Below are 23,038 nucleotides of genomic sequence, written 5' to 3'. Positions count from 1 at the left end.
AAAAATATCATGTTAATTTTATTATGATCTACGAGATAATTGATGTCGATTATCCCACAAAGCCATCAATAAGCCGATAAGGAAGCCTGCAAAATGTGCAGCATTTCCGATAGAGTCACCTAAAACACCCATATAACCAGCAACAATCCACAAAATTGAAAAGACGATTAAACCTGTTGGAGCGCCAATACCTTTTTCTGGATTACGTATTCCTGTTAAACCGACATAGCCAATTAATGCGTAAACAACGCCAGAAAGCCCACCAAAGTTGGAATCTGTAAACAAGGATTGTGCCCAATTACTAAAGAGCGCAGAAACGAGCATGATCACAAATAATTTACCGGTGCCTAATTGTTGCTCTGTTTGACTTGCGAGATACCACCACATAGCAAGGTTGAAGGCGATATGCATCAGTGAAAAATGAATAAACGCTGGGGTAATATAGCGCCAAACTTCAAGGTTTAAGCTCTCTTCATAAGGCCATGCTAAATGGAGCATGACATCATAGTCACCAACCACTTGTTGCCAGATAAAAACGAGGATACATAAAATAATCACCAGTACCGTTAACGGCCCTGAACGTTGCACCATATTTTTTATCGAAAAAGCTGGGCGATATTTGATACCCGTATTTTGCGGATTACCGGTTTGCCAACTTGCGGCTTGGTAACGTGGGTGAAAAGGCTCGCGTAAAAAAGTATTGAGTTCTTTTTCAACCATATCCAATTGATGTTGGTCTTCTAACCAAAGTGAGATCTGCTGATTTTCATTTTTTGCGTGAATTCGCACACCTTTTGTTGCCATATAATTGACAAATAAATCAGCTGCTTGAGGGTTAGAAAGCGTAATAATGTGGATCATTAACAAAACTCATCTGTAGTTATTGCAGAGAGGTTATCGCTTGTGGAAACTCTCTTAGCCATGCTTCAAAACCACCATTAACACTGTAAACGGTTTCAAAGCCCATATTGACCAGATATTGAGCTGCTCCTTGACTGCTATGACCGTGATAACACATCACCATCACAGGCACATCAAAGTCAGCATCTTGTAAAAATTTGTTTAGCGTATCATTGGTGAGATGAAATGCGCCGGTAGCATGACCCATGCGGTAACTCTGAGGATCTCTAACATCAACTAAGATTGCCGATTGAGATGTCCAGAATTGATAGGCTTGTTCAATGCTGAGAAATTGAAACTTATCCATAATTGTCTTATTTATTATATTGTTAATTGATTTATTTGTTCTGAGCGAGAGAACGGTACATTTATCATAACGTCAAATAGGTAAAGATGACGTTATACTTTGTAAATGATTATTTTAATAAACAAATCCCCCATGATATCCGTGCAGGTGAGTATCATAGGGGATGTGATACTGAAGGATCAGTAGTAGGAATGTTCACCACGTTGGTGTTCAGTTAAGTCTTTCACACCTTTTAATTCATTTGGGAACTGGTTTAACAGTTCTTTTTCGATACCATCTTTTAATGTGACATTAATCATTGAACAACCGTTACACCCACCACCGAATTGTAAGATAGCATAACCATCTTCTGTGATTTCCATTAGACTAACACGACCACCATGCCCTGCTAATTGTGGGTTAATTTGTGATTGTAGTACGTATTCTACGCGTTCAATTAATGGTGCATCAGCATCGACTTTACGCATTTTTGCGTTAGGTGCTTTCAGGGTTAATTGTGAGCCTAGTTGGTCAGTAACAAAATCAATTTCTGCATCTTCTAAGAAAGGTGCGCTGATGTCATCAACATACGCAGAAAGTTTTTCGAACTTAATTTCAGTATCGTTTGGTTCTACGGCATCAGGTGGGCAGTATGAAACGCCACATTCAGCATTAGGTGTGCCTGGATTGATAACGAATACACGAATTTGGGTGTTGGGTTCTTGGTTAGCCAGTAGTTTGGCAAAATGCGCCTGTGCGGCATCAGTAATAATAATCATATCGTCTTGCTCAATAGTTGACTGTTCTGGTTGGTTATCATACGCCCAATTGGCGGTTAACTACAAGGTTCGGCAAATCGCCCATACCTCAACAGAGCGTGCTCCCGCACGAAATAACAAGGGGACAATACTCTTTAATGTCGCGCCTGTAGTGATAACATCATCAATTAGTGCCAGATTTTTCCCTGATACCGACACTGTGTTATTTAATATAAATGCATTCTTTAAATTTTGTTGCCTTTGCTTGGCATTAAGATGCGTTTGCACCAGTGTAGCACGAGTTCTTATCAGGGTATCTGGTTGATAAGCACAATTTAGCCACCTTGCCAAAGGCTTAGCAATCGCTTCTACTTGCTCAAAGCCCCTAGACCAACGGCGATGGCGATGCGAAGGAACGCTAATAATTCTATCGGGTTTCTGCACCCCATTTTCTCTATGATGTGAAAGCCATCGCAATAGAAAAAGTCGTGCGAGACATAAAGCTATTTGAGGGCGAGGTTGGTATTTATAAAGGTGTAATAATTTATTTAATGGAGGTTGATAGTCTGTGACTGTCAACATCTGTTTCCATGGTGGAGGTGATTGTAAGCAGCGCCCACATAGCATCATAGCGTGAGATGAGGGATATAAACAGCATGGGCAACGGTTATGTTGTTTAGGTAAATAGCGAATACAACTCGAACAAATACCTTTAGTATCATAATGTAAGGGTTGGCGACATAACCAACAATATCCTGCTATTGTTATCCACATAATCAAAATCCCTGTATTAAGAGAAGAGATCATAACAATGAATAAATTGTATTGGCAGACAATCGGTGAAGGAAAAACAGATCTTGTGCTATTACACGGGTGGGGATTGAATGCCGAGGTCTGGCAATCATTAATACCGCGGCTAAGCTCGCATTTTACACTGCATCTTGTTGATTTACCGGGTTATGGGCGTAGCCAAGGTTTTCCTGCCCTCACATTAAAAGAGATGGCAGAGATTGTTTTTACAAAAGCGCCTGCTAATGCTATTTGGCTAGGATGGTCTCTAGGTGGATTAGTCGCGAGCCGTGTTGTTTTAGATAATCCTAATAATGTGCAAGCGTTGATTACCGTAGCTTCTTCACCTTGTTTTGGTGCTCATGACGATTGGCCTGGTATCAAACCTGAGGTTTTAAGAGGGTTTGAACAGCAGTTAAATGAGAATTTTCATCGTACAGTTGAGCGCTTTTTAGCACTGCAAACATTAGGTACTCAAAGTGCGCGTGAAGATATGAAGGCATTAAAATCAGTGGTATTAGAGCAACCTCTTCCTTCTGTTGAAGTGCTTAATGGTGGATTAGAAATTCTGCGCACAGAGGATTTACGAGAAGAGTTGAAAATGCTGAGTTGCCCTTTTATTCGTTTTTACGGTTATTTAGATGGGTTAGTACCTCGAAAAGTAGCTGGGTTATTAGATGCTATTTATCCACAATCACCTTCGGTTATTTTCCGTAATGCGGCTCATGCACCGTTTATTTCACATCCAGATGAATTTAGTGACGCACTTATTCACGCATGTAAAGAATGAACTACTATTATGCACCAAGCAAGATAGAACCGAGTGTGATGATAGAAAAATCCCCTATAAAAATAGGGGATTTAAGTCGGTTATACACTATTATTGTTAGCGTAATTGATAAAGCTTTGTCTGGCAGGCGGTGGCTTCAGGGCAACTTTTACAACTGCCCGTAAGACAATCCTCGACATCTACCTCTTGAAGCTTACCCATCAATGTGAGCCGCTCTAACATTGCTTGCACCAACGGTTCAGGCATATTGAGTTGATGGCTGATAAGACGGGCATCGGCTCGACCATTAAGGGCGATACAATCACGTACTTCTATCAAACTAGCCATCTTACTTTTCCTTGGTCACTTAGTGACAACTACCTTTTGAACAACATTGTTTAGCCAATGAAGGTTTATTGCTTAAGTTAATTGTTAGACGATTACGGGCATTACGCAACAAGATAAACAAAATTAAGTTGAAGATAACTACAGCCGCAATGGTGATACCACTACTTTGTGGATGCTCGCTAAAGGTTGCGGTTTGATAGAACAGCGCAGCCAGTGAGTAAGCAATATTTAATCCCCAAAGAATAGAGAAGGTCATCCAGCCACGACTGGTTTCACGCGCAATAGCACCCATCACTGAAACACAAGGCACATACAGTAAAACAAAGATTAAATAGCTGTATGCAGCAATGCCGGAGCCAAATTTTGCCCCCATAGTTCCCATTGTGCCGGTATCCATTTCACCATCACCTTTACTTGCTTCAATTGGATTAGAAAGTGCAGCTAGCGTGAAAGTCTCTTTTAAGCTATCCCATGTTTCACCAAAGGCGTCACCAATTTCACCCCACAGATCGAATTCTTCAGGATCAAAAGGCTCGTTCACAATGCTTTCCGCGGTATAAAGGGTATTTAATGTTCCCACAACCACTTCTTTTGCCATTGCACCGGTGACTAAACCTACCGTTGCTTGCCAGTTATCGTTATGAACACCAATAGGTTGCAATAATGGTGTGATCACTTTACTGACCTCTGCCAATGCAGAGTCATTGATGTTATCGGCAGGCTTACCTGAGAAAGTGAAGCTATTTAATGCACCGATAAACATACTGGCAATAATAATGACTTTACCCGCACGTACCACGAAGCCTTTTAAACGTTGCCAAGTTTGCATTAGTAACGTTTTTAGGTGAGGAACATGATAAACAGGCAGTTCCATCACGAAAGGTGACGCTTCGCCGCGCATAATGGTGTGTTTTAGCAACAAGCCTGTGAGGATAGCAACCACAATACCCAGAAGATAAAGCGAGAAAACAACACTCGCGCCGTTTTTACCAAAGAAAGCTGCCGCAAATACCGCGAAGATCGCTAAACGAGCACCACAAGACATAAACGGTGCCATTAATACGGTGATCAATCGCTCTCTGGGTGCATCTAGAGTACGCGCACCCATAATGGAAGGTACGTTACAACCAAAACCGACAATCAGTGGTACGAATGATTTACCCGGCAATCCCAGAGCTTGCATCAATCTATCCATAACAAATGCGGCACGAGCCATATAACCTGAGTCTTCAAGGATAGATAAAAAGAGGTACATCATCCCGATTTGTGGCACCAATGGAAGAACAGTATTGATACCGCCACCGACACCTTGAGCAAGGAAAATTGTCAGCCATTCAGGGAAGTTAAACGTTGCACCAACCCATTGAATACCATGAATAAAGATAGCTTCGGAGCCACCTTCAAAAGCAGGTTGTAATGCACCACCAATGTTAATTGCTAGAACGAACATTAAATACATAACAAACAGGAAGATAGGAACACCTAACCAACGGTTTAATATCACTTTATCGATATTTTGTGTCAGAATATTCGGCTTAATGGACTCCATATTGATCACGGTATGACAGATGCGCTCAATATTTTGGTAACGGGCATCCGCAATGACTAATTCTGGTTCATTATTCTGTTCGTCTTGAATGCGTTGGCGGATGTTTTTGATATCTTCACTCGTGATTTGAGCTCGTTGGTGAGTATAAATATCGCCCTCTAAACACTGTAATGCCATCCAACGACGTTGCTGTAAATTAAACTCATCATGATTAATTTTTTCAGCAAGTACCTCAACTTCATTTAATAACCATAGTGGATAAGAAGTGAGTAATTCTTGTGGTTTTTTCTTTTCAGCCGGGAAGGTATCAATGGCTTCTTTGAGCTTATCAATGCCAGATGCTTTGGTTGAAATCATTGGAATAACAGGACAACCCAAATGTTCTGAAAGTGCCTTGATATCAATTTGCATATCTTGGTGTTCTGCAATATCGAGCATGTTTAATGCCACGATACACGGAATACCAAGCTCAAGCAGTTGCAATGTCAAATAGAGGTTACGCTCAAGGTTTGATGCATCAACCACGTTAATCAACATGTCTGCTTCATTACTTAAAATGAAATGGCAGGCGATTTGCTCATCAAGCGATGTCTGTTCTGAGATTGTCGTTAAAGAGTAAGTTCCGGGTAAATCGACGAGCTCAATTTTATGATTTGCAGTTGTGAAACGACCAACTTTACGTTCGACCGTTACACCCGCCCAGTTACCCACACGCTGACGAGAGCCTGTTAACTGATTAAAGAGTGTTGTTTTACCGGCATTGGGATTACCGATAAGGCCTATAGTGAGAGGAGTCATAATAGTGATGCCAATAGTTGTCTTGCCAGGTTGAATGAGAAATAACGATTATTTTTCGTTATGAACTACTTCGCTAAGATTAATGAATGCGAGATCTTTTTTTCTTAAAATTAGGGAGACTCGGTGCGTTTCTATTTGAATAGGATCACCCAGTGGGGCGATACGAATAACGTTAAACACAGCGCCAGGTAACATACCTAAAGATAACAATTTCTGTCTGTATGCAGGGCTAATCTGAGGTGAGTAGCTCAAGATTTTATAACTGTGATTTGGGATCAGAGACATAATCGTCCTTCCACGAATGTTGATACAAAAAATAATGATACTGATAATTATTAACGCGTATGAGAATTCACATAATAATAGTCAGGATAATTATAATAAATATTTTTAATGCTAATGAGAATTATAACTATCCTTATTGGGTATAATTTAGCCTAGACTACACTTATCTGCACTTGATTTAAATCAACCAGAGAAAAGATATTGGGAGGAAATCAGGCTGTTTTCTCTATCTGTTACTAGACAAAAACAAAATGTGAAGTGTTGAGATGTCGATGTAGCAATAAAATAATAATCAATTAATAGTATTAACAGGGAACAAGATAAACGTAGATTTCAAGAATATGAAGATCGCGAGCTTAAGTAAAAAAGCTCGCGTTGTTATTGTGAATGCCTACTAATTAGTGAGTTTGCTGGTGGCTAAAAAGCTGGTAAATATTGTTAGGGGTATAGCTATCACCTTCAAATGAAACGACCCAATCAGTAATTAAATCTATATTGATGGGATAGATTTCACCTTCTTGCATCTCTTTCACATAAAATGGCACATTGAGTAATTTTGCATAAACAGTGTCTCCATCACGAGACTGTGGCACAAACCACATATGCTCTAGCTCTTCCTCTTCACCATAAGGAATGCCGAATTTGATCATAAATTGCCACGGGTTTTCGGTCTCTTCGGGTTTGTCTTTTCCTAATAACTTGGAGAGAAACCCACTTTTTTTCTCAACAGGTGGTTGATTGTAGTTATCAAACATAGAAACGAAGTATTCCCAACGTCGCTTGGCTTTTTCAGACATCTCATAGGTTTCTTCATTGCTACGCAGTAGCATCATCGCTTGCTGCTCTTCATAACCTTTAAAGAAGGTTTCTAAAACAGGATTTTCTTCATTGGTTCTAAATAGCATAGAAGAAGGATGTTGATGATATTCATCACGATCGGCCAAATCACCCAAGAAAACGCCGTGTGGTGCACCTTCCGTGTCGTAACGCATCTCTTCTAAAGGTCTAAGGCTTTCGAGTGGTGTTGATTGATTAATATGGCGAATACCTTCTTCAAAAGGTAATGCGACAAGATACTCCAAGCCTGATGATGTTTGACCGCAAAGCATTGGTTCACCAAATGCAATTTGGCGATGATTAATGCTGTTATTAACAAAGCAACGGAAGAGATCAGGAATACCATAGTAAGATTCAAGCATACTTGGAATAACTAAATCGACTTCTGTTAAACCACAACGAGCTAATCCATGTGTATGGAACCAGAACATGGTTGGTGGTTCATTTTCTGTGTCATAGACAGCATGAATAACATATAAGCTTTCTACTTCAGGATAAAGATCGGGCGTTTCTAATTGGAAGCGTATCCACTCAGGCGTTAATGCTTTACCTGCCGCTGATTCATCTAATGCTAAAACTATTTCGGGTGCGATGATATTAAGAAAATTCAGTTGATGGCGATAACTCGCTAAAGGATGCAAGGTTTCAGTAAACAGTGTTTCCAACAATAAATCTTGAGTTGTGGCATTTGCGTGCGCTAATAATTGCGGGGTAAGTTCATCTGTTGAATACATTGGGCGTATTTTGTAATTTTCATCACGAGGGTAAAGACAGACAAAAAAATGTAACTCGTCATCACCATGTTGGCAACGATAGAAAAAACCGTCGTCAATATTTTCACTGAGATAATTTATTTCACCATCAGTGTAATCTGTCTGTTCGTCTAGACGTTGTTCAATAAGCGCATAGTTTAGTGGCTGTGCAGGGAAGGCCACTATACGAGAGGGCACTTTTTCTCCTTGCCCAGCTGCGATATCTAAGTACTGCTGTCTGTTATCCATATTTTTTATCACTCGTATATTAAAGATAGAAAAATAGGATATCAGGGATAACAAGAGAGGAATAGATGGAGTTATCTGAGCTTGTGAGGGTTATTTAATCTATTGTTGATAATAAAAATTAATGAAAAGTAAAACAGAGAAAACGTTATAAAAAATAACGGATATCAATAAGTTATTAATATCCGTTAGATGTCAGCTAATCAAGGAAAATAATTAATCTTTTGATTATTTACCTTTCAGCAATTGCATGATGTCTTCTGTTTTCTCTTCATCGTCATCATCTTCAAACTCAATACCCAGTTCAACCATTAATTCGTCAATACGATCAAGGGTTTTCTCAGTATAAGCCTGTTCTTCTGCGTTGAGTTTTTCACCGTTTTCAAGACGAGACAGTAATTCATCTAAACGAGCATCGTTTTCTAACAGGTCTAATTCTTGCTCAGATGTTAAACGAACGGGCTCTTCTTTAACAGGTGCCGGTTTTTTCTTCGCCACTTTTGGTGTATCACCCACAATCAGAGGGATCGGTTTTTTGCTACCAATACGGGGATCTTTCGGCGCTGTATTTTTCGTTTGCTGTTTATTTTCCGCTTCCTGCTGACGGTTACCGGCAGGATTGCCGCGGTGTTTTTTTTGACGTTTACGTTCACGTCCTTCCGCGTTCAGCTCTTCACGAGATTTCTTACGTGTTTTAGCTGCGGGTTTTCTTTTAATCATATTCATAATGGTAACTCGATAGTGATCTTCTTGGTTGCGCAATCTATCAGAAACAAATTTTCAATAAAAGCGCAAATTTAAGACAATTTAATTTTTGCTCACGTACAATGTGCGGTTCGTTTCACTATACTTTACTGTGTTGTGACGTCAATCAACGACCAAACTAAATTAATTAACTTAAATTTTTATTTATTATGACATTATTATCTGCACAATTACGTAAACCAGTATATTGGTGGGTTATTGGTTATGCGACGCTCTGGATCTTAGTGAGTTATCTCTTTGACCCTACCGTGCCTTATGATGCTGTTGAGGCTGTTAATTGGGGCACTAATGGAGGGTGGGGATCTCCAAAAAATCCTTGGTTTGTTGGTTTTATAATGACACCGGCTATTTATGGCGGTATCGATTTTAGCTTTTATTGGTATTTTATCCACTTTATTGTCATTGCCATTGGGCTATTAGGTGTTTGGAACTTAGCCTATAAGTTGACACAAAATACTAATCTAGCTTGGTTTGCTATGTTGTCGCTTAATTTATCTGGCGTTATCAACTTTGATATTATCCCGTATAACGATAATTATATTCTAGTGGGTTGTTGGGCATGGGCGTTCTATTTTTTCCTTTGTGCTATTAATGACAATCAAAAATATTGGATTGGTTTTGCGATTACGATGGGTATCGCCACAATGGGGAAATATTCATCGTTAGCTTTTATAGGTTCTGTGTTTTTATCAAGCCTTTTTGTACCTAAAGTTCGAGCAAGTTATTGTTCTCCCTATTTCTATATAGCGTTAGTTATTTGGTTTGCTTTTGTTATCCCTAATTTTATTTGGTTATGGCAAACCGACTTTGCCGCTTTTAAGTGGGTCGATTCACAAATAGAAAACCGTTTTAATTTACGTACAACGCGTGCTGCACTGACGGTTTTTTATCCCATTATCTTGATGTGGGTAATATTACGTCTTTATGGTGGCCGAGTAAGTTGGTCTGCATCTAAAGATAGCCAGTTGTTGAATTTTGTATTGCTATTCCCATTGGTAATTATTTTTGTCTGGTTTAGTTTTCATGAAGGTGGACGTATCACGGAATGGTTACAACCCTTTATGTCAGTTGCAACTGCGCTTTTTGTGGGTTCAATCAGTGTCATGCCTAAGCGTTCATTGCGTGGTGTATTGTACGGTTTAGGTGTGTTTGGCATGTTGGTTGTTTCTGGCTATACCGTCGTTCAAGCTGCTAATGTGCGTAATGCAGGTCAAAAATTTATTGGTGTAAAAACCTTTGTGCAAGAGGTTGAACAAGCATGGCATCAGCATTATCACACGCCACTTGCATATGTTGGTGGTGAGTATATGCATGAATGGGTGACTTTTTATGGTAAAGATAGACCATTATCTTCACAGCCTTGGGTGTTAGAAGAAAATGTTCAACCACCTAATATTTATAATCGATATATAACACTTCAACAATTAGAAGAAAAAGGTGTCGTCTTGGTGAGTGCAGTCGGCTATTACTGTGAAAAAGCACATTTTGATGAGGGATTAAAGCACTGGCCGAGCTTAAAAATAGCGGATACTCAAGAGATAATGTTTCGTGCTGAACCCGATGCCATTGCCGAGCCAGTTTGTATTGCATTTGTGGCGCCAAAAACACATAAGGAAAAGTAGAGATGCGTTACGCCGATATTCAGGTTGAAACAGAAAGATTAAGATTGCGCCCTTTTGAAATGGGGGATGCGGAAGATTGGTTTAAGATCATGAGCTCACCTGAAGTGACGCGCTACTGGAGTCATCTTCCTTGGCAATCTCTGCAAGAAGCGCAAGAAGATATCATTCAAGATATCACCCATATGGAAAGAAAAGAGTATCTGCGTTTAGCGGTGATAGATAAAGCAACTAATACACTGATGGGGATGTGTGTTTTCTTTAATCATTACCCTAATTCACGACGTGGCGAAATCGGATATTGCCTTGATACGGCTTATCAAGGCAGGGGGGTGATGAAAGAAGCTATGGCTGCGTTTATCACGTATCTCCAAACGCATTTATCTGTTCGTCGTTTAGAGGCCGATATTCACCCTGATAATAAAGCTTCAGCTGCTTTATTAGCGAAATTAGGTTTTGAACAGGAAGGGTATCTTAAACAGCGTTGGATAGTCGGTGATGAGGTTTCTGATTCGATTATCTTTGGTTTGTTGTTGCCCACGAACGTTGCATAATCACCTCTTTTCTTATAAAAAACGGCACGTTATTGGTGCCGTTTTGTCTGTATCATCATGATCTTAATTTATTAAATGTTAAAATAAATTATTTAAATCAATCACGTGAGTATCAATTAGTAATATTTTTAAAATAAATAGTAGTGAAACAATCACAACACATAGATTAATTTCTTTCCAGCGGAAAGTACCCACTTTCATCACACAGTAGGCAATAAAACCAAGAGCAATACCTTCAGTAATTGAGAAGCTAAATGGCATCATGACAGCAGTGATAAAGGCTGGAACAGATTCTGTTAAATCATCCCATTTCACGCGCGTAAGGCTGGATGTCATTAATACACCCACATAAATCAGTGCGCCTGCCGTCGCATAGCTTGGTACCATGCCTGCGAGTGGTGATAAGAAGATCGCGAGCAAGAAAAGAATACCGACAACGACCGCCGTTAAACCTGTACGACCGCCGACAGAAACACCCGAAGTGCTTTCGATAAAAGCAGTGACAGACGATGTTCCCATTGCAGAGCCTGCAACAGAGCTTAAGCTATCGACATATAATGCTTGTTTCATCCGTGGAAATTTGCCTTTGTCATCGGTTAAACCCGCTTTATCAGTGACACCAATTAATGTGCCTGAAGAGTCAAATAGGTTAACTAACATAAAGGCAAAAATCACACCAGAAAGGCCGATATCTAACGCGCCAACAATATCCACTTTACCTACCACGGTAGTGATAGAAGGTGGCATAGCAAAGATACCTTGATATTGAACATCCCCTAAGAGAAGACCAATGACAGTGGTGATAACAATTGAGATAAGAATTGCGGCATGAATATTACGAGCAGCAAGAATAGCGATAATAAAAAAGCCTAATGCACCTAGTAATACGTTATGAGAAGCAAAATTACCGATAGTCACGATAGTGTCGTTATTAGGAATAATAATACCAGAGTTTTTTAAGCCCATCATGGCGATAAAAAGGCCGATACCGCTCGTAATACCCACACGTAAACTCAGTGGAATATGGGCAATTATCCAATAACGAATACGAAAGAGCGTGAGTAAAAACAGACCTACGGCACCCCAGAAAATCGCTCCCATAGCAACTTCCCATGAGTAGCCCATCGCGCCAACAACCACAAAAGCAAAGAAGGCGTTTAGACCCATAGCGGGGGCAACGGCGATAGGTAAATTTGCCACTAATCCCATTAAAATACTGCCGAAAGCCGCAATTAAGCAGGTCGTTACGAAGACGGCTTTGATATCCATATTGGCAGCAGCGAGAATTTGAGGGTTAACGAAGATAATATAAACCATCGTTAAGAAAGTCGTGATACCCGCAATTAGTTCAGTGCGAGCGTTTGTACCGTGTTCTTGTAGCTTAAACACACGTTGGAGCAAACCCTGTGAACCAGAGTTTGGTGATGACATGCTCATAGACAAAAGATCCCAAAAAAAATGTTTTTCGCTTTATCCTACACAAATAAAACCATAACTGCACCTAAAAAAGTAATCGATTGCGTAGAAGGAAAATCTAAAGCTTAAAAAACGTTGAGATCCTTTAAGGGTTAAACTGGATAAATGTAAGGAGGCTAATAAGTCTAATAATGGTATCGACATGATACAATTTCTATAGCGGGATCAGTCATACATTTAAATCCTTTCCTATGCCTTTTCTTTTTTGGTGAAATATTTTTTTCTAAACGGCAACACCATTTGCCAAAAAGGGCGCTTTTCTTTTTGTGTGGAAAATAATTTAACCACTCTATTGGCAACAATTTCCAATGAAAAACAGAGAACAAAATAGATAAAAGCAACAAATAGAAAGACTTCCATTGGGTAAACCATACTGCGGTTATTGACTTGTGTCGCTAAGAACGAAAGCTCACCGACACCGACGACATAAGCTAATGAAGTATCTTTGATTAAGGCTATCCACTGATTAATAAATGAAGGCACCATCATGCGTAATGCTTGTGGCAATACGATATGCCACAACACTTGCCAGCGATTAAAGCCTAACGATAACCCTGCTTGCCACTGACCTTTCCCAATCGCCAAGATACCCGCTTTAACGCCATGTGCAATATAAGACGATGTAATTAACGCCAATGCACAAATTACGGTGGTGATCTCAGGTATTTCCATCCCTAATACAACGGGCAATAAAAAATAGACCCAAAATATCAACATAATGACGGGAATAGCGCGGAAAAAACCTAAAAAAGCCGCGAAAAGGTTAACCCAGATGCCTCTGAGCATCGCAAGTGCAATGCCACCTAAGGTACCTAAAATAATAGATGCAATACCCGCAATGATACTGATAAAGATGGTCAGCGCTGCACCTTCTAAAGGCCCATCAGGATAAGCACCAAAGAGTAAGTACTGCCAGTTATCAGCAATAACAGTAAAATCCATTTTAATATCCTTGTGCTAATTTACGTTGCTGATGCCATTGTCCCCAAGCTTCCATCAAGGCTATCGCCGCAATATAAAGAATGGTTGCGACACCAAAGGCTTCAAAGGTACGTAGTGATTCTGTTTCGACTTGTCTTGATGCGTAAGAAAGCTCTGCAACACCAATAGCCATAGTCAGTGATGAGTTTTTTATCACATTCATGTATTGACCCAACAAAGGAGGCAGAGCAATACGAAACGCTTGAGGTAAAATCACATAACGCATAGATTGCCACGGTGTTAAGCCTAGTGCTAAAGCGGCATATTTTTGCCCTTGTTTAACACCTTGAATGCCCGCTCTCAGCTCTTCGGCAATAAATGGCGTTGAGTAAAATGTCAGCCCCACAATGCCAGCCAAAAACTCAAAAGAAGGCCAAGAAAGTGTTACACCTAAGAATACAATCTCATGAGGTGTGTTTAACCACATCATGGCGCTTTGTGGCAGAAATTCTCCTGAGGCGAAATACCAAAAGAACAACTGTACTAACAGTGGAGTATTTCGAAATAGTGAAGTATAAGCAGTGGCTAACCAGCGTAATGGCGCAAACGTGCTATCTCTTGCAGCACTAAGGGCGAAGCTCATTAATGTTGCGATGACAATAGTCCAAAAAGAGATAAGCAAAGTGATTAGAAAACCGTTCCAGAGCCAGCTTAAATAGTGTGGCTCAAGAAGGTAATGTGATAGAAATTGCTCAAACATATAATAGGCCTATTGTAGACACCAAACCCCGCAAAAGCGGGGTAGGTGTTTTAGTAAAGGAATAACTTTATTTTGATGAAAGAAGAAAGTTATTACGCTTTAAAGATCAAGATTGTGGTGTTTGCTCTGATAGTGGGGCAAATTTAAAATCACCGCGAGGTTGAGCTGATTTGGTTTCAGGGCCAAACCAGCGGTTATAGATCTCTTCTGCTTTGCCTTCTTTTTCCAATCTTAATAGTGTGTTATTGATTTCATTAATTAAACGTTCTTCACCTTTAGCTGCTGCAACTGCTTGGTATTCACGGGTGATGCTAAACGGTGAAATTTCAAAATCTGCTTTAATGGCATCAGGAAGATTGGCTAATAAACCCACTAATTTTGCATCGTCTTGTGTGATGGCTTGTACGTTACCATTACGTAATGCGGCGAAAGCCAGTGGTGTATCGTCATAAGAGATAACTTTGGTGTCAGGATAGCGTTCACGTAACGTGATTTCTTGAACAGTACCTTTATCTGCACCAATGCGCAGTGAATGAATTTGTTCTGGGTTAGTTAAAACCCCTTTACGTGCAATAAATTTTTGTCCGGTTGCAAAGTAAGGAATAGAGAAGTCAACCTGCTTAGCGCGTTCATCGGTAATGGTGAAGTTGGCCGCGATTAAATCAACTTTCTTAGAACTTAAAAGTGGGATACGGTTTGCTGGGTTTGTTGGGCGAAGTTCCAGTTTTACACCTAAATCGTTGGCGATCTCATTGGCGATATCCGCATCATAACCTGCCAGTTTTTTGGTTTGAGGATCAATGAAGCCAAAAGGAGGATTGCTATCAAAAATCGCGATACGTACTACACCTGCTTTTTTTATATCATCGAGTTTATCTGCTTTTGCAAGACCAGAGAAAAGCACAGAGCCTGCAATTAATGCGGTTGCCAAAACACGTAGTTTCATTATTCACCCCAAAGAAAAGAATTATCATCGTTATGTTGGATATCACGCTATCAAGTTGATCTAAGTTCATAAAATAATAAAAATTGATATGTATATGCTTTTAAGGAATAAGATAAAAAAACGTGTTGAGCTAGAAGGGGATTAATTGATAAGAAAATAAAAAAACAGCGACATCAGCGTCGCTGTTTTGAAGAAAAGAAAAAGAGAGATAAATTTATTTAGAGGTGTTGCTATCGTCACTTTTGGTGAGCATTTTTTCTACTTGGTCGCCCCCTAAATGGCGGAAATCATGACCTTTTACGTAATAGAAAATGAACTCACAAATGTTCTGGCAACGGTCGCCGATGCGTTCAATTGAGCGTGCACAAAAGAGTGCGGTTAACACACTTGGAATAGTGCGAGGATCTTCCATCATGTAAGTCATTAATTGACGAACAATCCCCTCATATTCATTATCAATTTTAGCGTCTTCACGATAGATGCGTACAGCTTCATCTAAATCCATGCGCGCAAACGCATCAAGAACATCATGAAGCATTTGTATGGCGTGTTGACCTAAAGATTCTAAACTCACAAGCAGAGGTTGATGCTGGTGTGAAAACTTTTCAAGCGCCGTTTTACAGATTTTTTCAGCAACATCACCGATACGTTCTAGCTCAGCGATCGTTTTTGATATCGCCATAATTAAACGTAAGTCACTCGCGGTTGGCTGGCGTTTAGCAATAATTCGCATACACGCATCATCAATGGCGACTTCCATCATATTGACGTTATGGTCACCTTCAATAACTTCATTTGCCAATGCTTGGTCTTGATTATGCATTGCCATAACGGCTTTTTTCAGTTGTTCTTCAACAAGCCCACCCATAACCATCAGCTCGGTACGGATATGCTCTAACTCAGCATTAAATTGACCAGAAATATGCTTGTTGTGATTTAAATTATCCATTGATTGCCTCGTTATCAGCCATAACGCCCAGTGATGTAATCTTCAGTTTGTTTTTTCGCAGGACGCGTAAATAACGTATCCGTATCGCTAAATTCAATTAACTCACCTAAATACATAAATGCAGTGTAATCAGAACAACGTGCTGCTTGTTGCATGTTATGTGTCACGATAACCACGGTATATTCTGATTTGAGTTCGCTGATAAGTTCTTCAATACGACCTGTTGAGATTGGGTCAAGTGCTGAACAAGGCTCATCGAGTAATAACACTTCAGGACGAATAGCGATACCGCGTGCAATACATAAACGCTGTTGTTGACCACCAGATAAACTATATCCACTTTGATGTAATTTATCTTTGGTTTCGTTCCATAATGCGGCTTTAGTCAAAGCCCACTGAACACGTTCGTCCATATCAGCGCGAGATAACTTTTCGAATAAGCGTACACCAAAAGCGATGTTGTCATAAATTGACATCGGGAAAGGTGTTGGTTTTTGGAACACCATACCGACTTTGGCACGCAATAGCGCGATATCTTGCTTATCTGTCAGGATATTGTTGCCATCTAGCAGAATCTCGCCTTCTGCACGTTGTTCGCCATAAAGCTCATACATCTTATTAAAAGTACGCAGTAAGGTTGATTTACCACAGCCAGAAGGGCCGATAAATGCAGTCACCTTATTTTTGGCAATATCTAAAGAGATATTTTTCAGCGCATGGAATTTACCGTAGTAGAAGTTCAAATCACGAACTTGAATTTTATTTCCTGCGTTATCATTAGCCATAATCATTCAACGTCTCTCTTGCTTAACTTTCTGCGTTAACCGTGCTTGCGTTTAGCAAACAGCACGCGCGCAATAATATTGATAAATAGAACACAGAGGGTGATAAGTAATACGCCAGCCCAAGCAAGCTCTTGCCATTGTGCAAAAGGACTCATGGCGAACTTAAAGATAGTCACAGGTAAGTTAGCTATCGGTTCGTTTAAGTCTGTGCTCCAGAATTGATTTGATAGTGAAGTAAATAACAGTGGTGCTGTTTCACCGGCAATACGTGCAATCGCTAATAACACACCCGTGATAATGCCTGATACCGAGGCTTTTAAGGTGATTTTAGAGATCATTTTCCACTTTGGTGTTCCTAATGCGTAAGCGGCTTCGCGTAAGCTATCAGGGACTAACTTCAACATATTTTCAGTGGTACGTATCACGATAGGAATTTGCAGTAACGCTAATGCGATAATCCCAGCCCATCCTGAAAAGTGCTGCATCTGTGCAACCACAATGGTGTAGACAAAGAGTCCGACGACGATTGATGGCGCTGACAGCAAAATATCGTTAATAAAACGTGTAGTTTCAGCAAGCCATGAACGACGACCATATTCAGCCAGATAAATCCCTGCAAGAATACCTAACGGTGTTCCAATAACCGTCGCCCACAAAATCAGTAAGCCACTACCAGCAATGGCGTTCGCCAATCCACCACCATCAGTATTCGGTGGTGGAGTCATTTCAGTAAAAAGCGCGATTGACATGCCATCAAAGCCTTTGGTGAACGTAGAGAATAAAATCCACGTTAACCAGAAAAGACCAAATGCCATAGTCGAGATAGATAAAAACAGCGCGATACGGTTTTTTTGACGACGCCAAAGTTGGCGTTTATGGCGTACACGCAGTTCGTTTTCTGTTTGAACTCGTAATGAAGAAGAGGATGTTTTAGACATATCAGCGCGCCCCTTCATTTTTTGATAAACGTAATGTCATAAACTTAGAAATCGCGAGAACGATAAAGGTGATGACAAACAAGATAAGCCCTAATTCCATTAATGCAGCAGTGTGTAATCCCGTTTCTGCTTCAGCAAATTCGTTCGCTAATGCAGACGTGATACTGTTACCTGGCATAAACAGTGAGATAGAGTCTAATTGGTAGGTATTACCGATGATAAAGGTCACCGCCATGGTTTCACCTAAGGCACGGCCTAATCCCAACATAACGCCACCGATAACACCGTTACGGGTATAAGGTAGAACGATATTCCAAATCACTTCCCATGTTGTACAACCAATACCGTAGGCTGATTCCTTCATCATGACAGGTGTCTGTTCAAACACATCACGCATCACAGAAGCGATATAAGGAATGATCATGATAGCGAGGATAACACCTGCAGCTAAGATACCAATACCAAAAGCAGGGCCTGAGAAAAGCTCACCCACAATAGGAATGGATGAAAGCACATTACCGACAGGCTCTTGGAAATAGGTGGCAAACAGTGGTGCGAAGACAAATAGCCCCCACATACCATAAACAATACTTGGGATAGCCGCGAGTAACTCAATCGCAATACCTAATGGACGTTTTAGCCAATTAGGCGCTAATTCAGTGAGGAAAAGGGCGATACCAAAACTGACAGGAACAGCAATAATCAGTGCGATGACTGAGGTCACAATGGTACCGTAGATCGGTACTAATGCACCAAACTCCTGTGCTGGTGGATCCCATTCTTTTGTCCATAAGAATGAAAGGCCAAACTGCTGAATACTTGGCCATGAAGCAAAAATCAGTGAAACAATGATACCTGTTAAAAGCAAAAGCGTAATCAACGCAGCTAGACGGACTAGTGCGCTGAAAATAACGTCCCCTCGTTTACTAGGGGCCTTTATTACCGTTGTGTGCTCGGCCATAAAGCCTCTTTTAATTTATTACCCCCTGTTTTACAGGGGGTGAACGTTAACTAATTTCTTAATGGTTGCCGTTTTATTAGTAAATCGGTTTACCATTACTGTCTTTAATACTTGTTTTCCACGCTGTGCGGATTTGTTCTACAACTTCAGTTGGTAAGACGGCATAATCAAGATTTTTCGCTTCCTGATTACCTTTCTCATAAGCCCAGTTGAAGAAATTCAGTACTTCTTTACCTTTCACTGCATCTTTTTGTGTTTGATGCACAAGGATAAAGGTGGTTGAAGTAATCGGCCATGCATTTTCACCTTTTTGGTTAGTCAGATCTTGTGCAAAGCTTTTGCTCCAATCGATTTTTCTTGCTGCCGCACTGAAACTGTCTGCTGTAGGCGCGATGACTTCGCCGTCAGCGGTGACTAATTTAGTATAAGCAAGATTGTTTTGTTTCGCGTAAGCATATTCAACATAACCAATTGAACCCGGTACACGTTGAACGAATGCAGCGATACCATCATTTCCTTTTCCACCTAAGCCTGTTGGCCATTTAACGGTAGAGCCAGCACCCACGCCATCTTTCCATGCACTATTTACTTTTGATAAGTAGCTAGTGAAAACGAAAGAGGTACCTGAACCATCAGCACGACGAATAACCGCGATATTTTGGTCTGGTAATTTTAAGCCTGGATTGAGTTTAGCGATGGCCGGGTCGTTCCATTTTTGGATCTTGCCTAGATAGATATTACCGATAGTGTCGCCATCTAAGGTCAGTTCACCTGATTTGATACCAGGAATATTGACTGCCATAACAACGCCACCAATCACAGTAGGAAATTGGAATAAACCGTCAGCTTGTAATTTATCGTCTGCTAATGGCGCATCAGAAGCACCAAAATCAACGGTATTAGCAATGATTTGTTTAACACCACCAGAGGAGCCAATGCCTTGGTAGTTAATTTTGTTACCCGTTTCTTTCTGATAGGAATCTGCCCATTTAGCATAAACTGGGGCAGGGAACGTTGCGCCAGCACCAGTCAGCGAGGTCGTTGCCTGTGCAGAAAGAGCGGTCATTGAAAACGCAGCGGCAATGACACTAGTCAGGGTGGTACGCATCAGTTTCATAATCCCTCCTGTGGGATAGGTAGAATAATTTTCGACATCTATCAACTTCGGTTACGGTACGCACAGACAATAGGTCAGTTAGATGACAATTAAATGTCTTAATTGTGACAGTTTTATGACAAAGCATAAAAATGATGAAATATTTATAGGGGAGAAAGAAAAAAAGGAAGTGAGAAAGATAAAAAGAGATAGATTAAGATGTGCCTAATCGTCTTCGTCTTCTCGCTCTTTTAATGGAAAGTTAGCTCGAATTAATAATCCACCTTTAACACTATCATCAAGCTCAACATAACCACCGTGAGCATCCATGATACGGCGAATAATGGATAATCCTAAACCCGCCCCCGTTGAGCTACGCGCTTGTTCACCTTGAACAAAAGGCTGGAAAAGACGTTGTCTATCCTCTTGTGGAATACCAGGGCCATCATCTTCGACTTGAAACCATGCATATTCTTCATTTTTTCCACTTGAAACGCTTATCCAGCCATTGCCATAGCGGGTGGCATTGACAACCATATTGGCAAGTGCTCGTTTTACAGCGATAGGATTAGCTGTGATATTAATGGGTTCTGGATAAAGATGTTCTTCACTGATTTTTCCTGAATTAGATTCAGCTGAAATGACTTCTTGTAATAGATTATTCATATCACACAGTTCTAAAGATATCTCTTTACCCGTGCGCATATAGTCTAAAAATTGCCCAATAATAGCATCACAATCTTCGATATCTTTATTAATAGAGTCTGCGAGGTAACTATCTTCGGGACTCATCATTTCAGTTGCTAAACGAATACGAGTCAGTGGTGTACGCAAATCATGACTAACACCTGCCATAACAAGTGTTCTATCATTGTCTAATGAGCGAATTCCTGATGACATCTGGTTAAAGGCGCGAATGATTGAACGCATTTCTGAAGAGCCAGATTCAGGAATAGGAGGAGGAATGACGCCTTTTCCAATCCGGCGCGCAGCATACTCTACTTCATTGGGTGGGCGATTTTGAAAACGACTATAAAGCCAGAAAAAAGCGACAACGATAATAATAAAAATAATCGCTTGTCGATAAACAGGCAGTAAGAAGTTTTGCCCTAATTCAGTTAGTGGTACACGGATCCAAAGAGAAGGGGAAATATGTGTATTGACCCATAAAACAGGATATTCCAGCGTATTCTCGATCCAAATTTCAGTTTTCCCCTCAAGATATTCAGTCATCTGTTCACTTAATTCATCGTCTATTTTTGCCCAATAGAGCCCTTCCTTAAGTGCAGCTTCTTTATCAAAGAAAGAAATGCCTAATTCGTTATAGATTTTATTGCGTAAAGCTGGGGATATTTTTAGCGGAGTGCCGTCAACTAGGATCAGTTCTTCAGGTACTAACGTGCGTATTTCATACGCTAATACTTTATTAAATTGCTGAAGGCTTGGCCCAACAATAAGATGCTGCACAAGGATATAGCTGGCTATCAAGCTAAAAAAAAGCAGCGAGATAACCAGAAATAACGAGCGTGTCAGTTTATTGTGAGGGGAAAGCCTCAGCCTTCTCATTGAACGTTGGTTCCATCAGGAACAAAGACGTAACCAAGACCCCAAACCGTTTGAATATAGCGAGGATGTGTTGGATCTTCTTCAATCATGCGACGTAAACGAGAAATTTGCACGTCAATTGAGCGCTCCATTGCACTGTATTCGCGACCACGAGCAAGGCTCATTAACTTATCACGAGAAAGTGGTTCACGAGGGTGTGATACCAACACTTTCAATACAGCAAATTCACCACTTGTCAGAGGCATATGCTCTTCTTCGTGGAACATTTCACGTGTACCAAGGTTTAGCTTGAATTTACCAAAAGAGATAATGGCATTATCTTGTGATGGTGCACCGGGCAGTTCGTTCGCTTGGCGACGAAGAACGGCGCGAATACGTGCGAGTAATTCTCTTGGGTTGAAAGGTTTTGATATGTAATCATCAGCGCCAATTTCAAGCCCTACAATTCTATCAACCTCTTCCCCTTTTGCAGTAACCATAATAATAGGAATAGGGTTATTTTGGCTTCTTAAGCGACGGCAAATAGATAAGCCATCTTCACCTGGAAGCATTAAATCGAGCACAATAAGGTGGATAGATTCACGTGTGAGCAGACGATCCATTTGATCAGCGTTTGCAGCAGTACGGATTTGAAAACCCTGCTCTGTCAAATAACGCTCGAGTAGTGAACGTAGACGTAAATCATCATCTACGATTAGCACTTTATAACTTTCTTGCATTTTTTAAGCTCCCGAAGTGCAAATGCTTCTATTAGCGAATTCTATCATCGATAAGAATATTAAACCAAAAACAAAGAATAAATATTAATAATTTATAGATAAAACTTGTTCTTTGGTGAGGATAAAGAGAATAAATCTATTTATTTGCCTTATTCTGAATGATACTTGATAGATAATACGCAGTAATTAACTTCACCACCTGGTGTTTGCACACTAATTTCATCATCAACTTGCTTACCAATAAGCGCTCTGGCAACAGGGGAATCAATAGAAATCCACTGCTTTGCTGGGTCAAATTCATCGGGACCCACAAGTCTAAAGGTTTTGACATTTTCGTCATCATCTTCAAGCGTAACCCAAGCACCAAAATAGACTTTTCCTTCTTGGCGAGGATCGGGGTCAACGATTTTTAGCTCATCAAGACGTTTTGATAAAAAACGAACACGTCTATCAATTTCGCGTAATCGCTTCTTTCCATAAATATATTCAGCATTTTCTGAACGGTCACCTTGTGCCGCGGCTTCTGAAACCGATTGTGTGACACGGGGGCGTTCTTCTTTCCAAAGATATTTTAGCTCTTTGTCTAAGGCATACCAGCCATCACGAGTAATATAGTTACTTTTTGCCATTACAAATAAAAACTATCATCAACATTGAATTTCATAA

24 protein-coding genes are annotated in these 23,038 nt (G+C 40.3%); 3 read left to right on the top strand and 21 right to left on the bottom strand.

All coding sequences use genetic code 11. From position 1 onward, the window contains the following. Window positions 1-21 precede the first annotated feature (21 nt). The 4 genes from glpG to gntX form a co-directional block, all read right to left on the bottom strand. The gene (gene glpG, locus CUB63_RS10795; protein ID WP_109399129.1) at window positions 22-861 is read right to left on the bottom strand and encodes a rhomboid family intramembrane serine protease GlpG; all 840 of its coding nucleotides are present in this window, start codon (window positions 859-861) and stop codon (window positions 22-24) included. Window positions 862-880: 19 nt separating this feature from the next. After that, on the bottom strand, window positions 881-1,207 hold the full coding sequence (glpE, locus tag CUB63_RS10790) for a thiosulfate sulfurtransferase GlpE (RefSeq protein WP_006534543.1): 327 nt from the start codon (window positions 1,205-1,207) through the stop codon (window positions 881-883). Between the two features lie 179 nt (window positions 1,208-1,386). Continuing rightward, on the bottom strand, window positions 1,387-1,965 hold the full coding sequence (gene nfuA, locus CUB63_RS10785) for a Fe-S biogenesis protein NfuA (protein WP_109848010.1): 579 nt from the start codon (window positions 1,963-1,965) through the stop codon (window positions 1,387-1,389). A gap of 60 nt (window positions 1,966-2,025) precedes the next feature. Next, the gene (gene gntX, locus CUB63_RS10780; RefSeq protein ID WP_072064903.1) at window positions 2,026-2,718 is read right to left on the bottom strand and encodes a DNA utilization protein GntX; all 693 of its coding nucleotides are present in this window, start codon (window positions 2,716-2,718) and stop codon (window positions 2,026-2,028) included. 37 nt (window positions 2,719-2,755) lie between these two features. On the opposite strand from gntX, the gene bioH reads away from it, so the two are divergent. Beyond that, window positions 2,756-3,523: a pimeloyl-ACP methyl ester esterase BioH gene (bioH, locus tag CUB63_RS10775; protein WP_006534546.1), complete on the top strand. Its 768-nt coding sequence runs from the start codon at window positions 2,756-2,758 to the stop codon at window positions 3,521-3,523. Between the two features lie 96 nt (window positions 3,524-3,619). Here the strand turns inward: bioH and CUB63_RS10770 are convergent, their stop codons facing one another. The 5 genes from CUB63_RS10770 to yihI all read right to left on the bottom strand — a co-directional run bounded on the left by CUB63_RS10770 (window position 3,620) and on the right by yihI (window position 9,043). Continuing rightward, entirely contained in the window at window positions 3,620-3,850 is a 231-nt protein-coding gene (locus tag CUB63_RS10770; RefSeq protein ID WP_006534547.1) for a FeoC-like transcriptional regulator, read from the bottom strand. Window positions 3,851-3,869: 19 nt separating this feature from the next. Continuing rightward, on the bottom strand, window positions 3,870-6,197 hold the full coding sequence (gene feoB, locus CUB63_RS10765; protein ID WP_006534548.1) for a Fe(2+) transporter permease subunit FeoB: 2,328 nt from the start codon (window positions 6,195-6,197) through the stop codon (window positions 3,870-3,872). A 48-nt stretch (window positions 6,198-6,245) separates the two neighbouring features. Further along, window positions 6,246-6,482 carry a ferrous iron transporter A gene (gene feoA, locus CUB63_RS10760; RefSeq protein ID WP_109399125.1) on the bottom strand — a complete coding sequence of 79 codons (237 nt, stop codon included), beginning with the start codon at window positions 6,480-6,482 and terminating at the stop codon, window positions 6,246-6,248. 398 nt (window positions 6,483-6,880) lie between these two features. Further along, a complete protein-coding gene (locus CUB63_RS10755) occupies window positions 6,881-8,320 on the bottom strand; it encodes a DUF4026 domain-containing protein (protein ID WP_109848009.1) in 1,440 nt (479 codons plus the stop codon). 225 nt (window positions 8,321-8,545) lie between these two features. Continuing rightward, a complete protein-coding gene (gene yihI, locus CUB63_RS10750; RefSeq protein ID WP_072064892.1) occupies window positions 8,546-9,043 on the bottom strand; it encodes a Der GTPase-activating protein YihI in 498 nt (165 codons plus the stop codon). A 188-nt stretch (window positions 9,044-9,231) separates the two neighbouring features. On the opposite strand from yihI, the gene CUB63_RS10745 reads away from it, so the two are divergent. Both CUB63_RS10745 and CUB63_RS10740 read left to right on the top strand, forming a co-directional pair. Beyond that, the gene (locus tag CUB63_RS10745) at window positions 9,232-10,704 is read left to right on the top strand and encodes a glycosyltransferase family 39 protein (RefSeq protein ID WP_109848008.1); all 1,473 of its coding nucleotides are present in this window, start codon (window positions 9,232-9,234) and stop codon (window positions 10,702-10,704) included. 2 nt (window positions 10,705-10,706) lie between these two features. Continuing rightward, window positions 10,707-11,255 carry a GNAT family N-acetyltransferase gene (locus CUB63_RS10740; protein WP_006534555.1) on the top strand — a complete coding sequence of 183 codons (549 nt, stop codon included), beginning with the start codon at window positions 10,707-10,709 and terminating at the stop codon, window positions 11,253-11,255. Between the two features lie 78 nt (window positions 11,256-11,333). On the opposite strand, the gene CUB63_RS10735 is transcribed toward CUB63_RS10740, so the two are convergent. From CUB63_RS10735 to greB, 12 genes are all read right to left on the bottom strand, one after another. Then, window positions 11,334-12,692, bottom strand: a complete 1,359-nt coding sequence (locus tag CUB63_RS10735) for an NCS2 family permease (protein WP_099076019.1) — start codon at window positions 12,690-12,692, stop codon at window positions 11,334-11,336. A 228-nt stretch (window positions 12,693-12,920) separates the two neighbouring features. Continuing rightward, window positions 12,921-13,673 (bottom strand): amino acid ABC transporter permease, encoded by a 753-nt coding sequence (locus CUB63_RS10730; protein ID WP_109848007.1) that lies wholly within the window; start codon window positions 13,671-13,673, stop codon window positions 12,921-12,923. 1 nt (window position 13,674) lies between these two features. After that, window positions 13,675-14,412, bottom strand: coding sequence for an amino acid ABC transporter permease (locus CUB63_RS10725; RefSeq protein WP_109848006.1), 738 nt, complete (start codon window positions 14,410-14,412; stop codon window positions 13,675-13,677). Window positions 14,413-14,518: 106 nt separating this feature from the next. Further along, complete coding sequence (locus tag CUB63_RS10720) at window positions 14,519-15,358, bottom strand: ABC transporter substrate-binding protein (protein WP_072064877.1); 840 nt, start codon at window positions 15,356-15,358, stop codon at window positions 14,519-14,521. Window positions 15,359-15,572: 214 nt separating this feature from the next. After that, window positions 15,573-16,307 carry a phosphate signaling complex protein PhoU gene (gene phoU, locus CUB63_RS10715; RefSeq protein ID WP_006534564.1) on the bottom strand — a complete coding sequence of 245 codons (735 nt, stop codon included), beginning with the start codon at window positions 16,305-16,307 and terminating at the stop codon, window positions 15,573-15,575. Window positions 16,308-16,321: 14 nt separating this feature from the next. Continuing rightward, on the bottom strand, window positions 16,322-17,098 hold the full coding sequence (pstB, locus tag CUB63_RS10710) for a phosphate ABC transporter ATP-binding protein PstB (protein ID WP_006534565.1): 777 nt from the start codon (window positions 17,096-17,098) through the stop codon (window positions 16,322-16,324). A 29-nt stretch (window positions 17,099-17,127) separates the two neighbouring features. After that, a complete protein-coding gene (gene pstA, locus CUB63_RS10705; protein WP_072064874.1) occupies window positions 17,128-18,030 on the bottom strand; it encodes a phosphate ABC transporter permease PstA in 903 nt (300 codons plus the stop codon). Window position 18,031: 1 nt separating this feature from the next. Next, window positions 18,032-18,991: a phosphate ABC transporter permease PstC gene (pstC, locus tag CUB63_RS10700; RefSeq protein WP_006534568.1), complete on the bottom strand. Its 960-nt coding sequence runs from the start codon at window positions 18,989-18,991 to the stop codon at window positions 18,032-18,034. 76 nt (window positions 18,992-19,067) lie between these two features. Then, the gene (gene pstS / locus CUB63_RS10695; protein WP_006534569.1) at window positions 19,068-20,108 is read right to left on the bottom strand and encodes a phosphate ABC transporter substrate-binding protein PstS; all 1,041 of its coding nucleotides are present in this window, start codon (window positions 20,106-20,108) and stop codon (window positions 19,068-19,070) included. A 204-nt stretch (window positions 20,109-20,312) separates the two neighbouring features. After that, entirely contained in the window at window positions 20,313-21,653 is a 1,341-nt protein-coding gene (gene envZ, locus CUB63_RS10690) for a two-component system sensor histidine kinase EnvZ (RefSeq protein WP_109848005.1), read from the bottom strand. Then, window positions 21,650-22,372 carry an osmolarity response regulator transcription factor OmpR gene (ompR, locus tag CUB63_RS10685; protein ID WP_006534573.1) on the bottom strand — a complete coding sequence of 241 codons (723 nt, stop codon included), beginning with the start codon at window positions 22,370-22,372 and terminating at the stop codon, window positions 21,650-21,652. Before ompR ends, envZ begins: the two co-directional genes overlap by 4 nt. A gap of 149 nt (window positions 22,373-22,521) precedes the next feature. Beyond that, a complete protein-coding gene (gene greB / locus CUB63_RS10680) occupies window positions 22,522-23,001 on the bottom strand; it encodes a transcription elongation factor GreB (RefSeq protein WP_006534574.1) in 480 nt (159 codons plus the stop codon). Window positions 23,002-23,038 lie beyond the last annotated feature (37 nt).

This window comes from Proteus penneri (assembly GCF_003144535.1).
GTDB lineage: Bacteria > Pseudomonadota > Gammaproteobacteria > Enterobacterales > Enterobacteriaceae > Proteus > Proteus penneri.
This window is presented reverse-complemented; position numbering and strand designations above follow the sequence as displayed.

What these genes read in the sequence shown, in the direction of transcription:
- glpG (WP_109399129.1), bottom strand. Translation starts at nt 861, where the DNA reads ATGATCCACATTATTACGCTTTCTAACCCTCAAGCAGCTGATTTATTT.
- glpE (WP_006534543.1), bottom strand. Translation starts at nt 1,207, where the DNA reads ATGGATAAGTTTCAATTTCTCAGCATTGAACAAGCCTATCAATTCTGG.
- nfuA (WP_109848010.1), bottom strand. Translation starts at nt 1,965, where the DNA reads ATGATTATTATTACTGATGCCGCACAGGCGCATTTTGCCAAACTACTG.
- gntX (WP_072064903.1), bottom strand. Translation starts at nt 2,718, where the DNA reads ATGTGGATAACAATAGCAGGATATTGTTGGTTATGTCGCCAACCCTTA.
- bioH (WP_006534546.1), top strand. Translation starts at nt 2,756, where the DNA reads ATGAATAAATTGTATTGGCAGACAATCGGTGAAGGAAAAACAGATCTT.
- CUB63_RS10770 (WP_006534547.1), bottom strand. Translation starts at nt 3,850, where the DNA reads ATGGCTAGTTTGATAGAAGTACGTGATTGTATCGCCCTTAATGGTCGA.
- feoB (WP_006534548.1), bottom strand. Translation starts at nt 6,197, where the DNA reads ATGACTCCTCTCACTATAGGCCTTATCGGTAATCCCAATGCCGGTAAA.
- feoA (WP_109399125.1), bottom strand. Translation starts at nt 6,482, where the DNA reads ATGTCTCTGATCCCAAATCACAGTTATAAAATCTTGAGCTACTCACCT.
- CUB63_RS10755 (WP_109848009.1), bottom strand. Translation starts at nt 8,320, where the DNA reads ATGGATAACAGACAGCAGTACTTAGATATCGCAGCTGGGCAAGGAGAA.
- yihI (WP_072064892.1), bottom strand. Translation starts at nt 9,043, where the DNA reads ATGAATATGATTAAAAGAAAACCCGCAGCTAAAACACGTAAGAAATCT.
- CUB63_RS10745 (WP_109848008.1), top strand. Translation starts at nt 9,232, where the DNA reads ATGACATTATTATCTGCACAATTACGTAAACCAGTATATTGGTGGGTT.
- CUB63_RS10740 (WP_006534555.1), top strand. Translation starts at nt 10,707, where the DNA reads ATGCGTTACGCCGATATTCAGGTTGAAACAGAAAGATTAAGATTGCGC.
- CUB63_RS10735 (WP_099076019.1), bottom strand. Translation starts at nt 12,692, where the DNA reads ATGAGCATGTCATCACCAAACTCTGGTTCACAGGGTTTGCTCCAACGT.
- CUB63_RS10730 (WP_109848007.1), bottom strand. Translation starts at nt 13,673, where the DNA reads ATGGATTTTACTGTTATTGCTGATAACTGGCAGTACTTACTCTTTGGT.
- CUB63_RS10725 (WP_109848006.1), bottom strand. Translation starts at nt 14,412, where the DNA reads ATGTTTGAGCAATTTCTATCACATTACCTTCTTGAGCCACACTATTTA.
- CUB63_RS10720 (WP_072064877.1), bottom strand. Translation starts at nt 15,358, where the DNA reads ATGAAACTACGTGTTTTGGCAACCGCATTAATTGCAGGCTCTGTGCTT.
- phoU (WP_006534564.1), bottom strand. Translation starts at nt 16,307, where the DNA reads ATGGATAATTTAAATCACAACAAGCATATTTCTGGTCAATTTAATGCT.
- pstB (WP_006534565.1), bottom strand. Translation starts at nt 17,098, where the DNA reads ATGATTATGGCTAATGATAACGCAGGAAATAAAATTCAAGTTCGTGAT.
- pstA (WP_072064874.1), bottom strand. Translation starts at nt 18,030, where the DNA reads ATGTCTAAAACATCCTCTTCTTCATTACGAGTTCAAACAGAAAACGAA.
- pstC (WP_006534568.1), bottom strand. Translation starts at nt 18,991, where the DNA reads ATGGCCGAGCACACAACGGTAATAAAGGCCCCTAGTAAACGAGGGGAC.
- pstS (WP_006534569.1), bottom strand. Translation starts at nt 20,108, where the DNA reads ATGAAACTGATGCGTACCACCCTGACTAGTGTCATTGCCGCTGCGTTT.
- envZ (WP_109848005.1), bottom strand. Translation starts at nt 21,653, where the DNA reads ATGAGAAGGCTGAGGCTTTCCCCTCACAATAAACTGACACGCTCGTTA.
- ompR (WP_006534573.1), bottom strand. Translation starts at nt 22,372, where the DNA reads ATGCAAGAAAGTTATAAAGTGCTAATCGTAGATGATGATTTACGTCTA.
- greB (WP_006534574.1), bottom strand. Translation starts at nt 23,001, where the DNA reads ATGGCAAAAAGTAACTATATTACTCGTGATGGCTGGTATGCCTTAGAC.